15 protein-coding genes, 1 other RNA gene and 1 pseudogene are annotated in these 16569 nt (G+C 71.5%); 4 read left to right on the plus strand and 13 right to left on the minus strand.

Translation table 11 applies throughout. The features are described 5' to 3' along the window. Positions 1–132 precede the first annotated feature (132 nt). From PV963_RS17590 to PV963_RS17605, 4 genes are all read right to left on the minus strand, one after another. A complete protein-coding gene (locus tag PV963_RS17590) occupies positions 133–1134 on the minus strand; it encodes a hypothetical protein (RefSeq protein ID WP_274816686.1) in 1002 nt (333 codons plus the stop codon). A 162-nt stretch (positions 1135–1296) separates the two neighbouring features. Then, a complete protein-coding gene (locus PV963_RS17595) occupies positions 1297–2262 on the minus strand; it encodes a LysR family transcriptional regulator (RefSeq protein WP_274816687.1) in 966 nt (321 codons plus the stop codon). Between the two features lie 49 nt (positions 2263–2311). Further along, the gene (locus tag PV963_RS17600) at positions 2312–3229 is read right to left on the minus strand and encodes a hypothetical protein (RefSeq protein ID WP_274816688.1); all 918 of its coding nucleotides are present in this window, start codon (positions 3227–3229) and stop codon (positions 2312–2314) included. 12 nt (positions 3230–3241) lie between these two features. Next, positions 3242–3487 (minus strand): hypothetical protein, encoded by a 246-nt coding sequence (locus PV963_RS17605; RefSeq protein ID WP_274816689.1) that lies wholly within the window; start codon positions 3485–3487, stop codon positions 3242–3244. 108 nt (positions 3488–3595) lie between these two features. Here PV963_RS17605 and PV963_RS17610 point away from each other — a divergent pair, with 108 nt between their 5' ends. The 3 genes and pseudogenes from PV963_RS17610 (at position 3596) to PV963_RS17620 (ending at position 6321) form a co-directional block, all read left to right on the plus strand. Beyond that, positions 3596–4912, plus strand: a complete 1317-nt coding sequence (locus PV963_RS17610; RefSeq protein ID WP_425540912.1) for an MFS transporter — start codon at positions 3596–3598, stop codon at positions 4910–4912. 90 nt (positions 4913–5002) lie between these two features. Next, positions 5003–5215, plus strand: a pseudogene (locus PV963_RS17615) (hypothetical protein); the annotation flags it as partial. Between the two features lie 134 nt (positions 5216–5349). Further along, positions 5350–6321, plus strand: a complete 972-nt coding sequence (locus tag PV963_RS17620; RefSeq protein WP_274816691.1) for a LacI family DNA-binding transcriptional regulator — start codon at positions 5350–5352, stop codon at positions 6319–6321. A gap of 48 nt (positions 6322–6369) precedes the next feature. Here the strand turns inward: PV963_RS17620 and ssrA are convergent. The 5 genes from ssrA to ftsE form a co-directional block, all read right to left on the minus strand. Beyond that, positions 6370–6774, minus strand: a transfer-messenger RNA (tmRNA) gene (gene ssrA, locus PV963_RS17625). Positions 6775–6931: 157 nt separating this feature from the next. Continuing rightward, positions 6932–7411: an SsrA-binding protein SmpB gene (gene smpB / locus PV963_RS17630; protein ID WP_274816692.1), complete on the minus strand. Its 480-nt coding sequence runs from the start codon at positions 7409–7411 to the stop codon at positions 6932–6934. Between the two features lie 46 nt (positions 7412–7457). Continuing rightward, positions 7458–8627, minus strand: coding sequence for a S41 family peptidase (locus PV963_RS17635; protein ID WP_274816693.1), 1170 nt, complete (start codon positions 8625–8627; stop codon positions 7458–7460). Between the two features lie 68 nt (positions 8628–8695). Continuing rightward, positions 8696–9613: a permease-like cell division protein FtsX gene (gene ftsX / locus PV963_RS17640; RefSeq protein WP_059421452.1), complete on the minus strand. Its 918-nt coding sequence runs from the start codon at positions 9611–9613 to the stop codon at positions 8696–8698. A 40-nt stretch (positions 9614–9653) separates the two neighbouring features. Beyond that, positions 9654–10343: a cell division ATP-binding protein FtsE gene (ftsE, locus tag PV963_RS17645; RefSeq protein WP_003990615.1), complete on the minus strand. Its 690-nt coding sequence runs from the start codon at positions 10341–10343 to the stop codon at positions 9654–9656. A gap of 315 nt (positions 10344–10658) precedes the next feature. On the opposite strand from ftsE, the gene PV963_RS17650 reads away from it, so the two are divergent. After that, positions 10659–10850, plus strand: coding sequence for a hypothetical protein (locus tag PV963_RS17650; RefSeq protein ID WP_133931420.1), 192 nt, complete (start codon positions 10659–10661; stop codon positions 10848–10850). A 115-nt stretch (positions 10851–10965) separates the two neighbouring features. On the opposite strand, the gene PV963_RS17655 is transcribed toward PV963_RS17650, so the two are convergent. From PV963_RS17655 to PV963_RS17670, 4 genes are all read right to left on the minus strand, one after another. Continuing rightward, positions 10966–11583 carry a hypothetical protein gene (locus PV963_RS17655; protein ID WP_274816694.1) on the minus strand — a complete coding sequence of 206 codons (618 nt, stop codon included), beginning with the start codon at positions 11581–11583 and terminating at the stop codon, positions 10966–10968. Positions 11584–11874: 291 nt separating this feature from the next. Then, on the minus strand, positions 11875–12981 hold the full coding sequence (gene prfB / locus PV963_RS17660) for a peptide chain release factor 2 (RefSeq protein WP_274816695.1): 1107 nt from the start codon (positions 12979–12981) through the stop codon (positions 11875–11877). 358 nt (positions 12982–13339) lie between these two features. Then, complete coding sequence (locus PV963_RS17665) at positions 13340–14587, minus strand: serine/threonine-protein kinase (RefSeq protein ID WP_274816696.1); 1248 nt, start codon at positions 14585–14587, stop codon at positions 13340–13342. Positions 14588–14709: 122 nt separating this feature from the next. Further along, on the minus strand, positions 14710–16407 hold the full coding sequence (locus PV963_RS17670; RefSeq protein WP_274816697.1) for a serine/threonine-protein kinase: 1698 nt from the start codon (positions 16405–16407) through the stop codon (positions 14710–14712). Between the last annotated feature and the right edge of the window lie 162 nt (positions 16408–16569).

Raw genomic sequence — 16569 nt, forward strand, 5'->3', positions numbered from 1 at the left:
GCGGCGTCATCGGTTCCCGCCGCTCCAGCGGGACCGGGAGCTCGGGACCTGACATCCGGGGCGCTGGAGCGCCTTCCCCCCGGGGTCTCTCCTGGAGGGCGGACGCGGCGGGCGCCGCCCTCGTGACCGGGTCTAGGCGGCGGGCGGCTCGGTGACGGGCGGCGTCTCGGCCGGGCCTTCGGCCACCGTTTCGGTGTCGCCGCCGTCGCCGGCGCCCGTGGGCTCGGTCGGTTCCGGCGTGGGCTCGACCGTAGGCGTCGGGTCGGTCGCCGGCGTGGTCGGCGGGTCCGCCGGCTCGGTCGGGGTCGGGTCGGTTACGCCCTTCCCCGGGGCCGGTTCGTTCGGGGTCGCCGTCGGCGAGGGCCTGGCGGTCGCGCCGGAACGGCCCGGGCTCGCGGAGGCCGCGGGTTCGACGGCGCTGGGGCCGGGCGCAGGTGCCGTGGCCTCGTCGGTCGTCGGCGCGCTGCCCGGGGCGGTGGCGCCCGTGTCAACGGCCGGTGCCGACTCCGTGGGCTGCGGCGGGGTGTCGACCTGCCCGGCCGGCCGGCCCTCCTGCTGGCCCGGCACGGGCAGCCAGGGCGCGTTGGAGTTGCCCGACAGCACCGTGGCGACGATGACGACGGCGTAGACCCCGCAGGCCAGGGCGATGGCTATGCCGATCCGGCGGAGGCGACGGCTGCGGCGACCGGACTCGTCCACGAAGACGGGCCGGTCGGCGGTGCTCGCGCCGATGTCTTCCTTGACCTGCCGTACGAACCCGTCCCCGAGCTGGACGGCGTCGAGCTGGACGGTGACCTCGTGCGGGTCGTGAGTGTGCCCGGCGAGGGTCCCGGCCCGGACCTGCCCAACCGCGTCGGCGTCCTCCTGCCAGGGGTCGCGGACGGCCGGCCGTGTACCGGGACCCGCCGCGAACGAGTCGGCCTCGCCCTCGCTCTGCCGGGGAATGCCGCGCAGCATCTCCGTCAGCTCCGTCGCGGCGGGCGGGCGGGTGCCCGTCACCTGGACGTCGCCGCCGGCGAAGACCTGCGTGGCTCCCCGGCCCCGGGCTCTGCCGTCAGCGGCGAGTTCACCGGCCGCCGCTGCGACGTCGGGCCATTCGGGTTGGGCGTCTTCTCGCCACGGTTTCACACGCACGCACTTCCCCCCACGGGATGGTTCAGGTGCGCGTACGACCTGAGCACCCGTCGTCCGGACCGGGTCCCCAACCCGTCCAGAGCGCCCCCCATTACCACACCGTGCTCAGGCGTTGAATGTAGCGCACGCGGAGGATATGTGCGGACCACGTGCGGAATCGTGTCAGTGGTGAGACATCATGAGGACATGATCGGTGGCCGGAACCCACCCCTCGGCGGGCCGCCGAAGCCACCCCTCCTCCGCTGCCAGCAGCGCCGCCGCCCGGCGCAGCGCGTCGAGCGCGGGATGCGTCAGGCCCTTGCGCCACACCAGCGACACGGGAGAAAGCGGAACGGGATCGACCAAAGGACGTGACACCGTCGTCGGCAGGGCCGGGAACCCCACGACGGCCAGGACCGGGTTGCGCGTACGGGCCATGACCCGCTGGAACTCCTCCTCCCCGACGGCCAGTGGCGCCGGTGGCGCGATCTCGATGCCCCGCCCCTCGAACAGCAGCCGCGCGAGGCCGGTCCACTCCGGCGTGCGGGGATTGCCGGCGCCCGCGTAGACGGTCTCGCCGGCCAGTTCGGCGAGCGGCACCTTTGCCAGCGAGGCCAGCCGGTGGTCCTCGGGCAGTACGACCGCCATCGGCTCGTACCGAACGGGCTGGTGGTCGAGCCCGGCACGCAGCGCCGGGTCCAGCACGGCGAACCGTCCGAACGACGCGTCCAGCCGACCCGCGAGCAACTCCCCGGCGGCTCCGGTCAGACCGCTCTCGTAGCGGGCCATCAGCTCGTGGCCGGGGGCCAGTTCACGCGCCCGGTGCAGCACGCGGCGCGGTGTGACCAGGCCCGGGGAGTTGAGGTCCACCAGCAGGGGCCGGGCCTGGTCGAAGGCGGCGAGCAGTTCCTCCTGCGCCTGGAGCACACGGCGGGCGTACGGCAACAGCCGCTCTCCGTCGGGCGTGAGCGTCACCTGCCGGGTGGTCCGCACGAACAACTCGGCTGCCAGCTCCCGCTCCAGCCGCCGCACGTCCCGGCTGAGCGCCTGCTGCGCTGTGTGCAGACGCACCGCGGCACGGGTGAAGTGCAGCTCCTCGGCGACAGTGACGAAGGCACGCAGGAGTCGGGGGTCGAGGTGGCCCGGCATGCCGTGAACCTACAGCGGCGACCTGCCCGCTCAGACCCCGGCGGCCTGCTCAGGTCCCGGCCACCCGCCCGGGCCCCTCACCCTCACCCACACGCTTACCCGAAACCGGACCGGAACCGGCACCCGGACCGGCCCTCGGACCGGCCCCCGGACCGGCACCCGCACCCGGACCGGCACCGGTACCCGCACCCGTCACCTCACCCCCCGGAACATCCCCACCGGCCGGCTCCCTCGACGCAACCTGCCCCAGTCGATGCCTGGGCACCGGCGTACGCACGGGCGGACGCGTCAGCGTGATCTGGCGGACGACCTGCTGGAAGCACGCCAGCGCCGCCACCCCGGGCAGGGCCGCCGCCGCGGTACCGAGGACGGTCCTCGGTGCCTGGGCGACACACAGCAGCACGGCGACGCACGAGAAGACCAGCACCACACACCAGGAGTGCACGGCACGGCGCTGGTGCAGCGCGGCCCGCAGGACGGACAGGGAGGACACCAGCCAGGGCCCGTACACCAGCAGGGGCCACCAGGTACGGAGGCTGTGCTCCGCGGGGGACAGGGCAGCCAGGCGCAGCGGGTCGTAGGCGACCATGCCGCTCAGGATGCTCACCGCGGCAGCGATGACGGCACTCAGGGCGGCGACGAGGAAGCTGGTGGTGCGGAGCAGGCGTGGGGTTCTGCGGGCCCGGACCTTGCGGTGGCGCCGGGGGACGTCCCGCACGGGCGGCAGTTCCTCGGTGATGTCCTGGAGCCGCTGCATGCGCTCGCCCAGGGCCGGGTCCGCGGGGGCGGCCGGTGCCACGTCACGCGGGGCGGGAATCCTCGGCCCCTGCTCCCCGAGTGCCTCCTCGAGGATGAACGCCAGTTCCTCGGCCGGATCCCAGGTCGGATCCGGTGGCGTCAGCGGAGTGACGAAATCCCGGGTCGGCGCCCGGTGTCGGCCGGTGCCCTCGATTCCTTTGTCGTACATAGCGCTACCCGACTATTCCGCAAGCGCGAAAGCGGGCCATTCCGTCGCACTGATCCACCGCCGGGCGAGGTCCTTTTCCAGCACGCTCATGGCATCGATGAAATCGCGCAGGACCGGCTCGGTCACCTGGAGCGCGACCGGGCAACCGCCCTTGGTGAGCGTGCCATTGACGGTGGCCGACGAGTGCACTGGAGCTGGAATGTAGGTGTAGGGGCCGAGCGTTACCGCCCAACCGTCTTTCCTGGTCGCCTCGGTCATGTACCGACTAACCGTCGGCCCACTTCGGCGGATGCGCGGCAAACGAGTGAAGGATTTTCCGGCTGAGCATCTTTTCCATGCGCCATTAAGGACTCTCCATATCGCTGTATGAAGAACGAGCAGCGCATATTTACCGCCTGTCCTACAACCCAGGTGCGTGATTCCGTACGGAACAGGTGTTGGACCGGCCGATCACCTCCGGGCGACGGTGGGCGCATGCCACAACTCACCCCGTACCGCCGTCTCTTCGGGCTGCCGGGCGCCCGTGCGTTCACCGCCGGGAACCTGATCGCCCGGCTGCCGATGGGCATGTTCAGCGTCAGCGCGGTCGTCATGATCGCCGGTACGCGGGGCTCGTACGCCCTCGCCGGTGCCGTCACGGCGACGGGACTCGCGGCGACCGCGGTGGTCGCGCCGTGGACCGCGCGGCTCGTCGACCGGCACGGGCAGGCCCGGGTGGCCCTGCCCGCCACGGTGATCGCCGTCCTCAGCTCACTCGCGCTGCTGCTGTGCGTGCGCCACGACGCCCCCGACTGGACCCTGTTCGCCTCCTACGCCGCCACCGCCACGACCCCCAACACCGGCGGCATGTCCCGGGCCCGCTGGGCGTATCTGCTGGCCGGTGACGCCAAGGCGCTGCACACCGCCAACTCCTTCGAGCAGGCCGCGGACGAGCTGTGCTTCATGCTGGGCCCGGTGCTCGCGGCCTTCCTGTGCGGGGCGTTCTTCCCGGAGGCGGGCACGCTCGTCGGCGCGGTGATGCTGCTGACGGGCATGCTCCTGTACACCACCCGGCGTGCGACGGAGCCGCCGGTCCACGCGCGCATACCCGCGACGGCGCCGCTGCGCGCCCCCGGCATGCCCCCGCTGCTCGCGGTCTGCCTGGCGATGGGCGCGGTGTTCGGCTCGACGGAGGTCGTCACGCTGGCGTTCGCGGACGCGCGGGGACACGGGTCGGCGGCCGGTGTCGTGCTCGCGCTCCAGGCGGCGGGTTCGTGCGCGGCGGGCCTGCTGTACGGCGTCGCGAAGCCCGCCGGGCCGGCCGCGTCCCGCCTGCCGTGGTGCGTGGCCTCGATGACCGCGCTGCTGACCCTGCCCCTGCTCGCGGCCGCCCTCACCGGTTCCCTCCCGCTCCTGGCGGGCGCGCTGCTGATCGCCGGGATGGCGACGGCCCCGACGATGGTCACCACCATGACGCTGATCCAGCAGCGCACTCCCGACGGCCGGCTGAACGAGGGCATGACCCTGGCGGTGACCGGCCTGCTCGGCGGCATCGCCTGCGGCAGCGCGCTCGGCGGCTGGACGGTGGAGCGGGTGTCGGCGACGGCGGGATACGGCATCCCGGTGATGGCGGCGGCCGTGGCCCTGGTGTTGTCCCTGTGCGGCGCGTCGAATCGCTTCACTGATCTACGCCCGCCCCATTGACGCCCTCATGCACCACACATACGTTCGTTCGTCGAAGCGCTTCGACGTCACGTGCCGACCCCTGCCGGGCACAGGAAGAAGGACCCCCACATGAAGTTCACCGACGGCTACTGGCTGCTTCGGGAGGGCGTCACCGCGGCATACCCGGCCGAGGTGCTCGACGTCACCGAGTCGGACGGCACGCTGGAGATCATCGCGCCGACCCGGCCCGTCCGCTCCCGCGGCGACCTGTTGAGGGGCCCGGTCCTGACGCTCCACGCGCACGCGCCCCCGACGGTACGGGTCGGGGACGTGACCTTCACGGTCGTACGCGAAGGCGACACCCTGCGGGCGACATGCAGCGCCCCGGCCGCACCCTGGGCGCTCACCGCCGCCGGTCACGAGGTCCGGGCACCGGACGGAACCGGCTCCCTCATGCTGGGGCTGGAGCCGGCCTGATGGTCAGGATCACGGACGTGGCGCGGCGGGCCGGGGTCTCCCCCAGCACCGTGTCGTACGCGCTGAGCGGCAAGCGCCCGATCTCGGCGGAGACGCGGCGGAGGGTCGAGGCGGCCGCCCGGGAGCTGGGATACCGCCCGCAGTCCGGCGCACTGGCGCACGGCAGGTCGAATGTCCTGGCCGTGGCAGCCCCGCTGCGCACCGGAGTCCACGTACCGGCCATGATGCGTGTGACGCAGTCGGTGGTGACAGCGGCACGCGAGTACGACCACGACGTCCTGCTCCTCACCCATGAGGAGGGCCTGACCCGCGCCAGGGATCCGGCGCCGGCGGACGCGTTACTGGTCATGGACATCGGCCTGCACGACCCACGTCTCCCCCTGCTCCGCTCCCTGGACCGCCCCTGCGTCCTGCTCGGCCTCCCCGCCGACCCGCACGGGCTGACCTGCGTGGACCTGGACTACAGGGCGGCGGGCGAGGCGTGCGTGCACCACCTGGCCGACCTCGGCCACCGAACGGTGGCCCTGATCGGCCCGCCACCGGAGGTCCACCTGCGCAGGACCGCCTCGGCCCACCGCCTGGTCGAGGGCTTCACGGCCGCAGCCGACCACCACGGGCTGGCTTCGTCGGTGCGCCCCGCCGTGTCGGCACCGGCCGAGGCCCACCACATCGCGGACCGGCTGCTGCGCGAACACCCCGCCCTGACGGCCGTGGTCGTCCACAACGCCCCCCTCCTGGAACCCCTGGTCACGGCCTTCCAGCAGCTCGGTCTGCGCGTCCCCGAGGACCTGTCGATCACGGCCGTCTGCCCCGACGACCCCGCGACGATCACGTCGGTCGTCCTGCCGGCCACGGAGCTCGGCACCCGAGCGGTGGCACTGCTGATGGAAAAACTGCACGGCACGCCCGTGCCGGAGGTGACGCTGCTGCCGCCGCGGCTGACGGAGCGGGCGAGTACGAGTCACGCATGACAAAGGCCCCGCCGCTCGTAAGCGACGGGGCCTGTGCCCACATGGGATGAGTGGAGATGGCGGGAATCGAACCCGCGTCCAACGGTGTGGAATCAGGGCTTCTCCGTGTGCAGTCGGCTGTGCTTTTCTCGGCCCCGGAGATCACGCCGACAAGTCTCCGACGGGCCCAGTCACTGTGTGGTTTCCCTCGTCACCCCGTGACCGGGATCGAGGTTTAGTTCCCTAAATGATGCCAGGATCCGGGTCGGGAACACCCCCGGGCTGACACTCCCTTTAAGTAGGGGAGCCGCTGCTCGCTACCTGAAGATCAGGCAGCGAGGGCGAGCTCGCCCTGGGAGATGGATCGCTTGGAATTGGCGATTATTTTTTTCGGCCTGTGGTTTACGAGATCATGGCCGCTTCCTCGACACGCTTCCCCTGCTTCGACAGCCGCTGTCGAAACCGATCATCCCCATGTTGATTTTTCAATCTGCCCCGTGAGGGGCCCGCACCCGCTGTGAGGCGCAGGTGCCATCGTACGTGACCAACGCCCGACGATGCCACCGTATTCCCCGCGGCCGCTCTGCCGTGGTACCCCGTTCAACGCGGGCCACGCCCAGAGTGTTCCCCACTAGGCGCGGGCCTTGCGGCGTACCGCCGAGATCACCCGCTCGGCCTCGCGCCGGTCCTGCTTCTCGCGGAGGGTCTGGCGCTTGTCGTACTCCTTCTTGCCCTTCGCCAGCGCGATCTCGACCTTGGCGCGGCCGTCCTTGAAGTACAGGGCGAGGGGCACGATGGTGTGGCCCGTCTCCTGCGACTTCGACTCCAGCTTGTCGATCTCCTCACGGTGCAGCAGCAGCTTCCGCTTGCGCCGCGCGCTGTGGTTGGTCCACGTGCCCTGGCTGTACTCCGGCACGTGCACGTTGTACAGCCACGCCTCGTGCCCGTCCATCTGCACGAAGCCGTCGACCAGCGACGCCCGTCCCTGGCGCAGCGACTTCACCTCGGTGCCGGTGAGGACCAGACCGGCCTCGTAGGTGTCGATGATGAGGTAGTCGTGCCGCGCCTTCTTGTTCTGCGCGATCAGCTTGCGCCCTTTTTCCTTAGCCATAGTGCCGCCCATTTTCGCACTACGGAGGGGGCCCGGGGGAAGTCGATTACGAGGGACCTGCCAGACCGCGCAGTACGGTCTCGGCTCGCTGGAGGGCCCCTTCGTCGGCCTCCAGGTCGGGCGTGAGGCCCCGGCCGTCGACCGCGCGGCCGGAGGGGGTGCGGTAGTGCCCGACGGTCAGCTCCGCGACGGAGCCGTCGGGCAGCCGGCTCGGCATCTGGACCGAGCCCTTGCCGAAGGTCCTGGAACCCACGACGAGCGCCCGTCCGCGGTCCTGAACGGCGCCGGTGAGGAGTTCGGCCGCGCTCATCGTCCCGCCGTCGACGAGCGCGACCAGGGGTCTCGTCGTGTCGCCGCCGGGCTCGGCGTGCAGGGCGTGCTGCTCGCCGTCGACGTCGTAGGTGGCGACCAGGCCGCCGTCGAGGAAGGCGGAGGCGGCGGTGACGGCCTCGGTGACCAGGCCGCCGGAGTTGCCGCGCAGGTCGAGGACGATCCCGCCGCCGGGCGGGGCCTGCCGGACGGCCTTGCGGACCTGGTCGCCGGAGCCCTTGGTGAAGGTGTCGACCCGGATGACGGTGACCGAGCCGGCGACCTTTCGAACGGCGACCGAGTCCGCGGACAGCCTGGCCCGGCGCAGGGTCTCGGTCCACGCGCGCGTGCCGCGCTCCAGGCCGAGGCGGACGGTGGTGCCGGCGGGGGCGTCGGTGGCGTCCCCGCGCAGTAAGGAGACGACCTCGGTGACGGGCCGCCCGTCGGTCTTCTCTCCGTCGACGCTGCGCAGCAGGTCTCCGGGCCGGATCCCGGCGGTGGCCGCGGGCGAGCCGGCGCGCACCTTCGTCACCTCGATACGGCCGTCGCGTTCGCTGCGCGCCCACAGGCCGACGCCCGTGTACTGGCCGTCGAGGGATTCCTCGAACTCCTCGTACTCGCCCTGGGAGTAGACGGCGCCCCAGCGGTCCCCGCTGCGGCTGACGGCGCGCTTCGCGGCCTCCATCGGGGACTTGCCGTCGGCCATGGCCTCCTCGGCCGCCCTGGTGACGTCCGCGTGGTGCCCGGCCGGGACGGCCGAACGGGCCTCGTCCGGCGTGGGCTTCCGCTCGGCCTGCGGGAGGGAACCCGTGGCCGCGCCGGCGACGAGCACGCTCGCGAACATCAATGTCAGGGCGGCCCCGCGGCGGATGCGACGGGGCTGACAGAACGGGTCACGACCTGACATGCCGGTGAGTCTAGGACAAGGGAAAGGGCCGTACGGCTTGTTGACCGCACGGCCCCTCTTGGTATGCGTCACACCTTCAAGTACTTGCGCAGCGCGAAGAACGCGGCCAACGCGGGCATCAGCAGGCTCGTGGCGAGGATGAGCGGCAGCTTCGTGAGGACGGCGTCCCAGCCGATGAAGTTGATCAGCGTCAGCTGGTCGGCCAGGGCCAGTCCGTGGTCGATGAGGAAGTACCGGGCGATCAGCAGGAAGGCGCACGCGAGCGTGCCGCCGATGAGCCCGGCGACCGCGGCCTCCATGATGAACGGCGCCTGGATGTAGAAGCCCGAGGCGCCGACCAGGCGCATGATGCCGGTCTCGCGCCGTCGACTGAACGCCGAGACGCGCACCGTGTTGACGATCAGCATCAGCGCGACGACCAGCATCAGCGCCATCACCGCGCGCGCGGCCCAGTTCATGCCGTTCAGCAGCTTGAAGAGGTTGTCCAGGATGCCCTTCTGGTCCTGGACGGACTGCACCCCGTCCCGGCCGTTGAAGGCGGTGGCGATGACCTGGTACTTCTGCGGGTCCTTCAGCTTGATGCGGTACGACTCCTGCATCTGGTCCGGCGTGAGGGAGCTGGCCAGCGGGGAGTCGCCGAACTGCTCCTTGTAGTGCTTGTACGCCTGGTCCTGCGACTCGTACGTGACCGTCTGGACGACGCCCATCTTGTCGAGGTCGGCCTTGATCTGCTTCTTCTGGTCGTCCGTCACCGCGCCCTTGGCGCAGTTGGGGTCGGACTCGGCGTCGCTCTTGTTGCAGAGGAAGATCGAGACGTTGACCTTGTCGTACCAGTAGCCCTTCATGGTGTTGACCTGGTCGCTCATCAGGAGCGACCCGCCGAACAGGGCGAGCGACAGGGCGACGGAGACGACGACGGCGAAGGTCATCGTCAGATTGCGGCGGAGACCGACGCCGATCTCCGACAGGACGAACTGGGCGCGCATGGCGAGGGGTTATGCCTTTCCGTGACTCTCGGGTGCGGTCTCAGTGCTGGTAGCCGTAGACACCGCGGGCCTGGTCGCGGACGAGGCGGCCCTTCTCGAGTTCGATGACGCGCTTGCGCATCTGGTCCACGATGTTCTGGTCGTGCGTTGCCATCACCACGGTCGTGCCCGTCCGGTTGATGCGGTCGAGCAGCTTCATGATGCCGACGGAGGTCTGCGGGTCGAGGTTGCCGGTGGGCTCGTCGGCGATGAGCAGCTTGGGCCGGTTGACGAAGGCCCGCGCGATGGCGACGCGCTGCTGCTCACCACCGGACAGCTCGCCGGGCATCCGGTCCTCCTTGCCGCCGAGCCCGACGAGGTCGAGCACCTGCGGCACGGACTTGCGGATCTCGCCGCGCGACTTGCCGATGACCTCCTGCGCGAAGGCGACGTTCTCGCCGACCGTCTTGTTCGGCAGCAGGCGGAAGTCCTGGAAGACCGTCCCCAGCTGGCGCCGCATCTGCGGCACCTTCCAGTTGGACAGGCGCGCGAGGTCCTTGCCCAGAACGTGCACCTGCCCGTGGCTGCACCGCTCCTCGCGGAGGATCAGCCGCAGGAAGGTGGACTTTCCGGAGCCGGAGGACCCCACGAGGAAGACGAACTCACCCTTCTCGACCTCCAGGGAGACATCCCTGAGGGCGGGGCGGGTCTGTTTGGGGTAGACCTTGGAGACGTTGTCGAATCGGATCACGGATGCACCACGGGTAGCCGGGGGTAGATGAGCGTGACCATACGCGAACCGGGCAGCGCACCGCAGTCACCGGTCGCGGTTGCGCATTGGATATGCCGTTTTGTACGCCTCCGAGGGGCGCGGGGATGTATCAATATGCGGCTCCGCCGCCTGGGCGCGACCAGCCCCCACCCGCCCGCAGCCGCGCAACAATGCACACCCACCTCTCCGGGAGCGACCCGCGCGACCTCTGGAGGAACCTGGCACAGTGGAGAGGGAACGTTCGCACCGCCGCGAGCGTTACACACAAGGAATCGGCGCAAGGAGGGCGAGCGCATGACGTACGACCGGCTGGTGTGCGCGAACTGCGCGGCGCCCGTGAGCGAGGGCCGGTGCCCTGTGTGCCGTGCGAACCGCGAGCGGCTGCAGCAGGAGAACTTCCTCGCGGGTCTGAACCCGATGGCGCTGATCGCACTGCTGGCAGTGCTGATCGCCGCGGTGGCGCTGCTGGCGCACCAGACCGCCTGACCTGACGCCTGGCGGCGTACTCAGCGGTCCGAAAGACACGGCCGAGGGCCCGGAGCGTTCGCTCCGGGCCCTCGGCGTTGCGCTGTGCCTACCGTCCGTACGGACGCGGCTACCGTCAGGCGGCAGTCCCGCCGCGGCCGCCCATGAGGCGCGGCAGGACGCGGAAGCCGACACCGCCGGCGATCATCGTGGCGGCGCCGATCACCAGGAAGGTGGTCTGCGCGGCACCCGTCTCGGCGAGCTCCTGGCCGTTGCCCTGGGCCTGGGCCTGCGGCGCCGCCGGGGTGGCGTCCGAGCCGGTGTCGGTGAGGGACGAGGAGCCCTCCTCCTGCGGGGAGGTGCCGCCGTCGGGGTCGGCGGCGTTGCCGCCGCCGTTGCCACCTCCGTTGCCGTTGCCGCCGCCGTTGCCGTTCCCGTTGCCCGGGTCGGTCGGCTGGGCCGTCGGGTCCTCGGTCGGCTCGGTGGGCTCGTCCGTGGGCTCGGTCGGCTCGTCGGTGGGCTCCTCGGTCGACGGCGGGTCGGTCGGGAGGCCCGTCGGCGGGTCGGTGGGGAGCTCAGTGGGAACCGGCGGCGTCGGAGTCGGGGTGGGCGACTCGTCGGCGCACAGGATGCCGAGCAGGCAGTCCTCGGCCTCCGCGGCGGATGCGGCACCGGCGGCGGTCAGCGAGGCACCGGCCGCGATCACGGCGCCGGCCGCGATCCGCGCGACACGGATCCGCGTCTTCTTCGTCATGTGGTTGCTACCCCCAGTAGCTCATCGTCATTAGGCAGCGTTTGGAGCTGTGCTCGACGGGGGTAGCTGCGGTGAAGAGCCCCCCGGTTCACATGCGCCCCAGTAGACACGCATGCCGCGCTTTACCCTTCCCATTTTTCAAAGACACGTCAAGGGCGTTTGCGGGCGCCATGTCCAAGTACGGGGCCAATGCCGGGAGTCTGACTCTGTGAGTGTGACGTAAAACCCAGACATGCAGGCACAGAAAAGGCAACTGCCGCCCTGACGTCGGCAGTTGCCTTATCGACAAACTTACTTCTCCTGCTGCTTGCGCCAGCGAATTCCGGCTTCGAGGAACCCGTCGATCTCGCCGTTGAAAACGGCCTCGGGGTTACCGACCTCGAACTCGGTGCGCAGGTCCTTGACCATCTGGTACGGGTGCAGCACGTACGAACGCATCTGGTTGCCCCAGGAGTTGCCGCCGTCGCCCTTGAGGGCGTCCATCTTGGCCTGCTCCTCCTGGCGGCGCCGCTCCAGCAGCTTGGCCTGGAGCACGTTCATGGCCGTTGCCTTGTTCTGGATCTGCGATCGCTCGTTCTGACAGGAGACGACGATGCCGGTGGGGATGTGGGTGAGGCGCACCGCGGAGTCGGTCGTGTTGACGCCCTGGCCGCCGGGGCCGGACGAGCGGTACACGTCCACCCGCAGTTCGGACTCGTCGATCTCGATGTGGTCGGTCTGCTCGACCACGGGAAGGATCTCGACGCCCGCGAAGGACGTCTGGCGGCGCCCCTGGTTGTCGAAGGGCGAGATGCGCACCAGCCGGTGCGTGCCCTGCTCGACGGAGAGCGTGCCGTACGCGTAGGGCGCCTGGACGGCGAAGGTGGTCGACTTGATGCCGGCCTCCTCCGCGTACGACGTCTCGTAGATCTCGGTCTTGAAGCCGCGCTGCTCGGCCCACCGCAGGTACATGCGCTGGAGCTTCTCGGCGAAGTCGGCGGCGTCGACGCCGCCCGCCTCGGCGCGGATGTTCACCAGGGCCTCACGGGCGTCGTACTCGCCGGAGAGGAGCGTGCGGACCTCCATCTCGTCCAGCGCCTTCTTCACGGCGGTGAGCTCGGACTCCGCCTCGGCGCGGGTGTCCGGGTCGTCCTCCTCCTCCGCCATCTCGAAGAGGACGGCGAGGTCGTCGATACGACCGCGCAGGGCCTCGGCCTTGCGCACCTCGGCCTGGAGGTGGGACAGCTTGCTGGTGATCTTCTGCGCCTCGTCGGGGTTGTCCCACAGGGACGGCGCGGCCGCCTGCTCCTCGAGCACGGCGATGTCTGCCCTCAGCCTGTCGAGGTCCAGAACGGCCTCGATCGACTCCATGGTCGAGGAGAGGGACTTGAGCTCTTCGGATACATCGACGACTGCCACGCCTCCAGCGTAACGGCTCCGCCCGTCGGCCAGCGCCGGGCCGTCGGAGCCGACGGGTCAGGGGGCGGGGGCACCGACTCCCTGGCGCCCTACGGCACCGGGCGCCGGTCAAGCCGTCGACGGCCGGGCACCACCTCCGACCCCTGCCGCCGTCGGCTTCACCCGTCCTGGCCTCGGGAGAGGACAGGGGGACTACGGGGCAAAGCTCCTCATGCCCCCGCGCCACCCCACGCCGGTCGCCCCTCGGCGACAAGCCAGAACCCGTCTCCGAGGCGACAGCCAGACCCCGGCTCCGACCCCCGCCGCCGTCGGCTTCACCCGTCCTACGCCGTCGGCCACATCCGTTCTCCGGGGCAGGTCAGGGGGACTGCGGGGCCGAGTTCTTCGTGTCCTGGGGAGGGGTGCTCGCGTCGTCGCCCGATGTGGAGAGCCATGCTCCGACGCCGACCGCCGCCGCCAGGGCGACCGCTCCCGCGCCCAGGGCCACGCGGCGGCGTCGGGCGATGGCGCGGTTGCGGGCCGAGCCCGGCCGGGGCGTGCCCGATGCGCGCGGGGCCCGGGCCGTGCCGTGTGCGCCCCCGGCCAGCTCGTCGGGTGCAGGTACGCGCATCGAGGTGTGCGTGTCCCGGTTGGAGTCGGCCGGTTTCGCGCCCGGCACCAGGGGGACCGCGCCCCGCCGCCGGATCCGCTCCCCCGCCGGTGCCGGTCCGGCGGGCTGCTCCTCGCGGTCCGACTCCTCGGCGGACTCCGTGTCCGGCTCGTCCACCTCCAGCGGCGGCATGCCCGCCAGCATCGGCAGCAGCTCCCGCAGCCGCGCCCCGAGCTCCGAGGCCCGCAGGCGCGACGCCGGCGCCTTGGCCAGGCACTGCACGAGCAGCTGCCACAGCTCGTCCGGGATGCCGGGCAGCGGGACGACCGTCTCCGTGACGTGCCGGCGCAGGACCGCGCCCGGGTGGCCGCCGCCGAACGGGGTGAAGCCCGCGAGCAGCTCGTAGAGGACCGTGGCGAGCGCGTAGATGTCGACGGAGGCGCGGGGCGGCAGGCCTTCGACGATCTCCGGGGCGAGGTAGTCCGGCGTGCCGATGATCTTCGTGGCCTTGGTGCGGCGCGGGGTGTCGATGAGTTTGGCCACACCGAAGTCGGTCAGCAGCGCGCGGTGGGAGCGGCCCGGGCCCAGGGGGCCCTGCATGTCCAGGAGCACGTTCTCCGGCTTCACGTCCCGGTGCACGACGCCCGCGGCATGCGCGGCCGCCAGGCCGTCGGCGATGTCGGCCGAGATCGCGACGGCCGCCTCGGGCGCGAGGCGCCGGTCCCGCTCCAGCCGGGTCCGCAGGTCGGTGCCCCGCACGAGGTCCATGACCAGCGCCAGGTCGTTGCCGTCCACGACCAGGTCGCGCACCGACACCACGTGCGGGTGCTCCAGGCCGAGCAGCGCCGTCCGCTCCTGCACGAAGCGCCCGACGAGCTCCTGGTCGGAGGCGAGGTCCTCGCGCAGCAGCTTGATGGCGACCGGGCCTTCGGGACCCTCACCCAGCCACACCGTGCCGGCGCTGCCCCGCCCCAGGATCTGGTGGGCGGTGTACCGGCTGCCGATCTTCCGTGCCAAGGCTGCTCCTACCGACGCGTGTTGTCGTTAAAACTACGCGCCCGGAGAGCCAACCTTCACTGCCGAGGCAGAAATCACCCGCCAGGTGTCGACAAATCACCAACCCCGCAGGGCGGTTCCGGTCAGTTCGTGCCGGAACTGCTTCCCAGCTTCTCGAACCAGCCGGTCACGGTGTTGAACCAGTCGGTCAGCTGGTCCCAGTAGCCCTTGCCGGTGCCGATCCACTCCTGGAGCGGGCTCAGTTCCCAGATCAGCCAACCGGCGACGAACAGGATGACGATCGAGAAGAGACAGCCCTTCAGGCAGCCAAGCCCGGGGATCCGCATCCGGTTGGCGCTGCGCTGCCGGGGCTCGCGCGGGGGCCGCTGCGGCTGCTGGGGCTGGGGCGGCGGTGCGGGCGGGGCGTAGCGCTGCGGCGGCTGGGGCCGCTGGGGCTGCGGGGCGTACTGCTGGGGCTGCTGCTGCGGATGGCCGTAGCCGGGCCCGGGCGGGGGTGCCTGGCGCCGCGGGGGCTGCTGCTGCGGCCGGGCGACCTGCCGCTGGGGGCGGCGGCGCAGCGGGTCCTCGTTGGGGTCGAGGTACTGGACCTGCGTCTGTTCGTTGCGGTCGCGGGCGGCCCGCAGCTGGTTCTGCCAGGGGTGCGGATCCTCGGGTCCGCCCTGCTGGCCGTGCTGGCCCTGCTGACCGGGGTGGCCGGGCGAGCCCGGCGGGACCGGCGGCATCACGGCCGTCGGGTCGGCCGCGCCCCGGCCCGGCAGGACTGCGGTGGGATCGGCGGCGCCGGCCGGGCCGCCGGTGTGCGGCATGACGCTGGTCGCGGCGTTCGGGTCGTACGAGCCCGCGCCCTGCGGGAGGACCTGGGTGGGGTCGGCTTCGCCCGCGCCGGGCGTGTCCGGCACGGGCGCGGGCGCCGGGTCGGGCACCAGGAGGGCGCCGACGCCCTCGGCGGCGGCGATCTGCGCGGAGTTCGCGTGCACCCCGATGCCCTCGGCGACCACGCGCAGACCGCGGGCGAGGTTCTCGGCGCTGGGCCGCTCGTCCGGGTTCTTGCGCAGGCAGCGCTCGATGATCGTCCACAGCGGGTCGGGGACCGTGGAGGGACGGCGCGGCTCGGCGCTCAGGTGCTGGTGCAGCACCTCCAGGGCGGAGCCGCCGGAGAACGGCGGGCGGCCGGTGACCAGCTCGTACAGCAGGATGCCGGCGCCGTAGATGTCGACGGCGGAGGTCTGCGGGCGGCCCTCGGCGGACTCGGGCGCGACGTAGGCGGGCGTCCCGACGAACTCCTGGGTGCGGGTCAGGCCCGGCGAGTCGGCCAGGCGGGCGATGCCGAAGTCGGTCAGCAGCGGGTGCATCTGCCCGTCGTACTGCTGGAGCAGCACGTTCGCCGGCTTGAGGTCGCGGTGGACCACGCCGTCGGCGTGGCTGGCGGCGAGCGCGTCGGCGATCTGGGCGGTGAGCAGGGCGGCTGCGACAGGGCTGAAGGGCCCGTTCTCGCGCAGGTAGCGGTGCAGGTCGGGGCCCTCGACGAGGTCCATGACCAGCGCCAGCAGCTCGCCCTCGACGACCAGGTCGCGGACCCGGACGATGTTCGGGTGGGTCAGCCGGAGCAGGACGGAGCGCTCCCGGAGGAACCGCATGACGATGTCCGGGTCGCTGGCCAGCTCCTCCTTGAGGACCTTGATCGCGACGGTCTCGCCGGGCTGTCCCGGCACGGCCGCCTCGGCGCCCGCGGTCTCGCGCTGGCGGGCTCGCCAGACGGTGCCCGTGGCGCCGCGCCCGAGCGGCTCCTCGAGCAGGTACTTGCTGCCTACCGGCCGCACGTCATGCGCTCCCTGGTGCTTGCCTTGCCTGCTGGCCTGTCCGACCCACTGTAGTGCCGTGCCGCCGGGGACCGGGGTGTCGTCATTCTGTGGGTCTTACGTATGCGTTCTCGCACGCGTTCGAATTTCGCACGTGTTCGAAGGAAAGACGCTCACCTCGGT

Source organism: Streptomyces coeruleorubidus (assembly GCF_028885415.1).
Lineage (GTDB): Bacteria > Actinomycetota > Actinomycetes > Streptomycetales > Streptomycetaceae > Streptomyces > Streptomyces coeruleorubidus_A.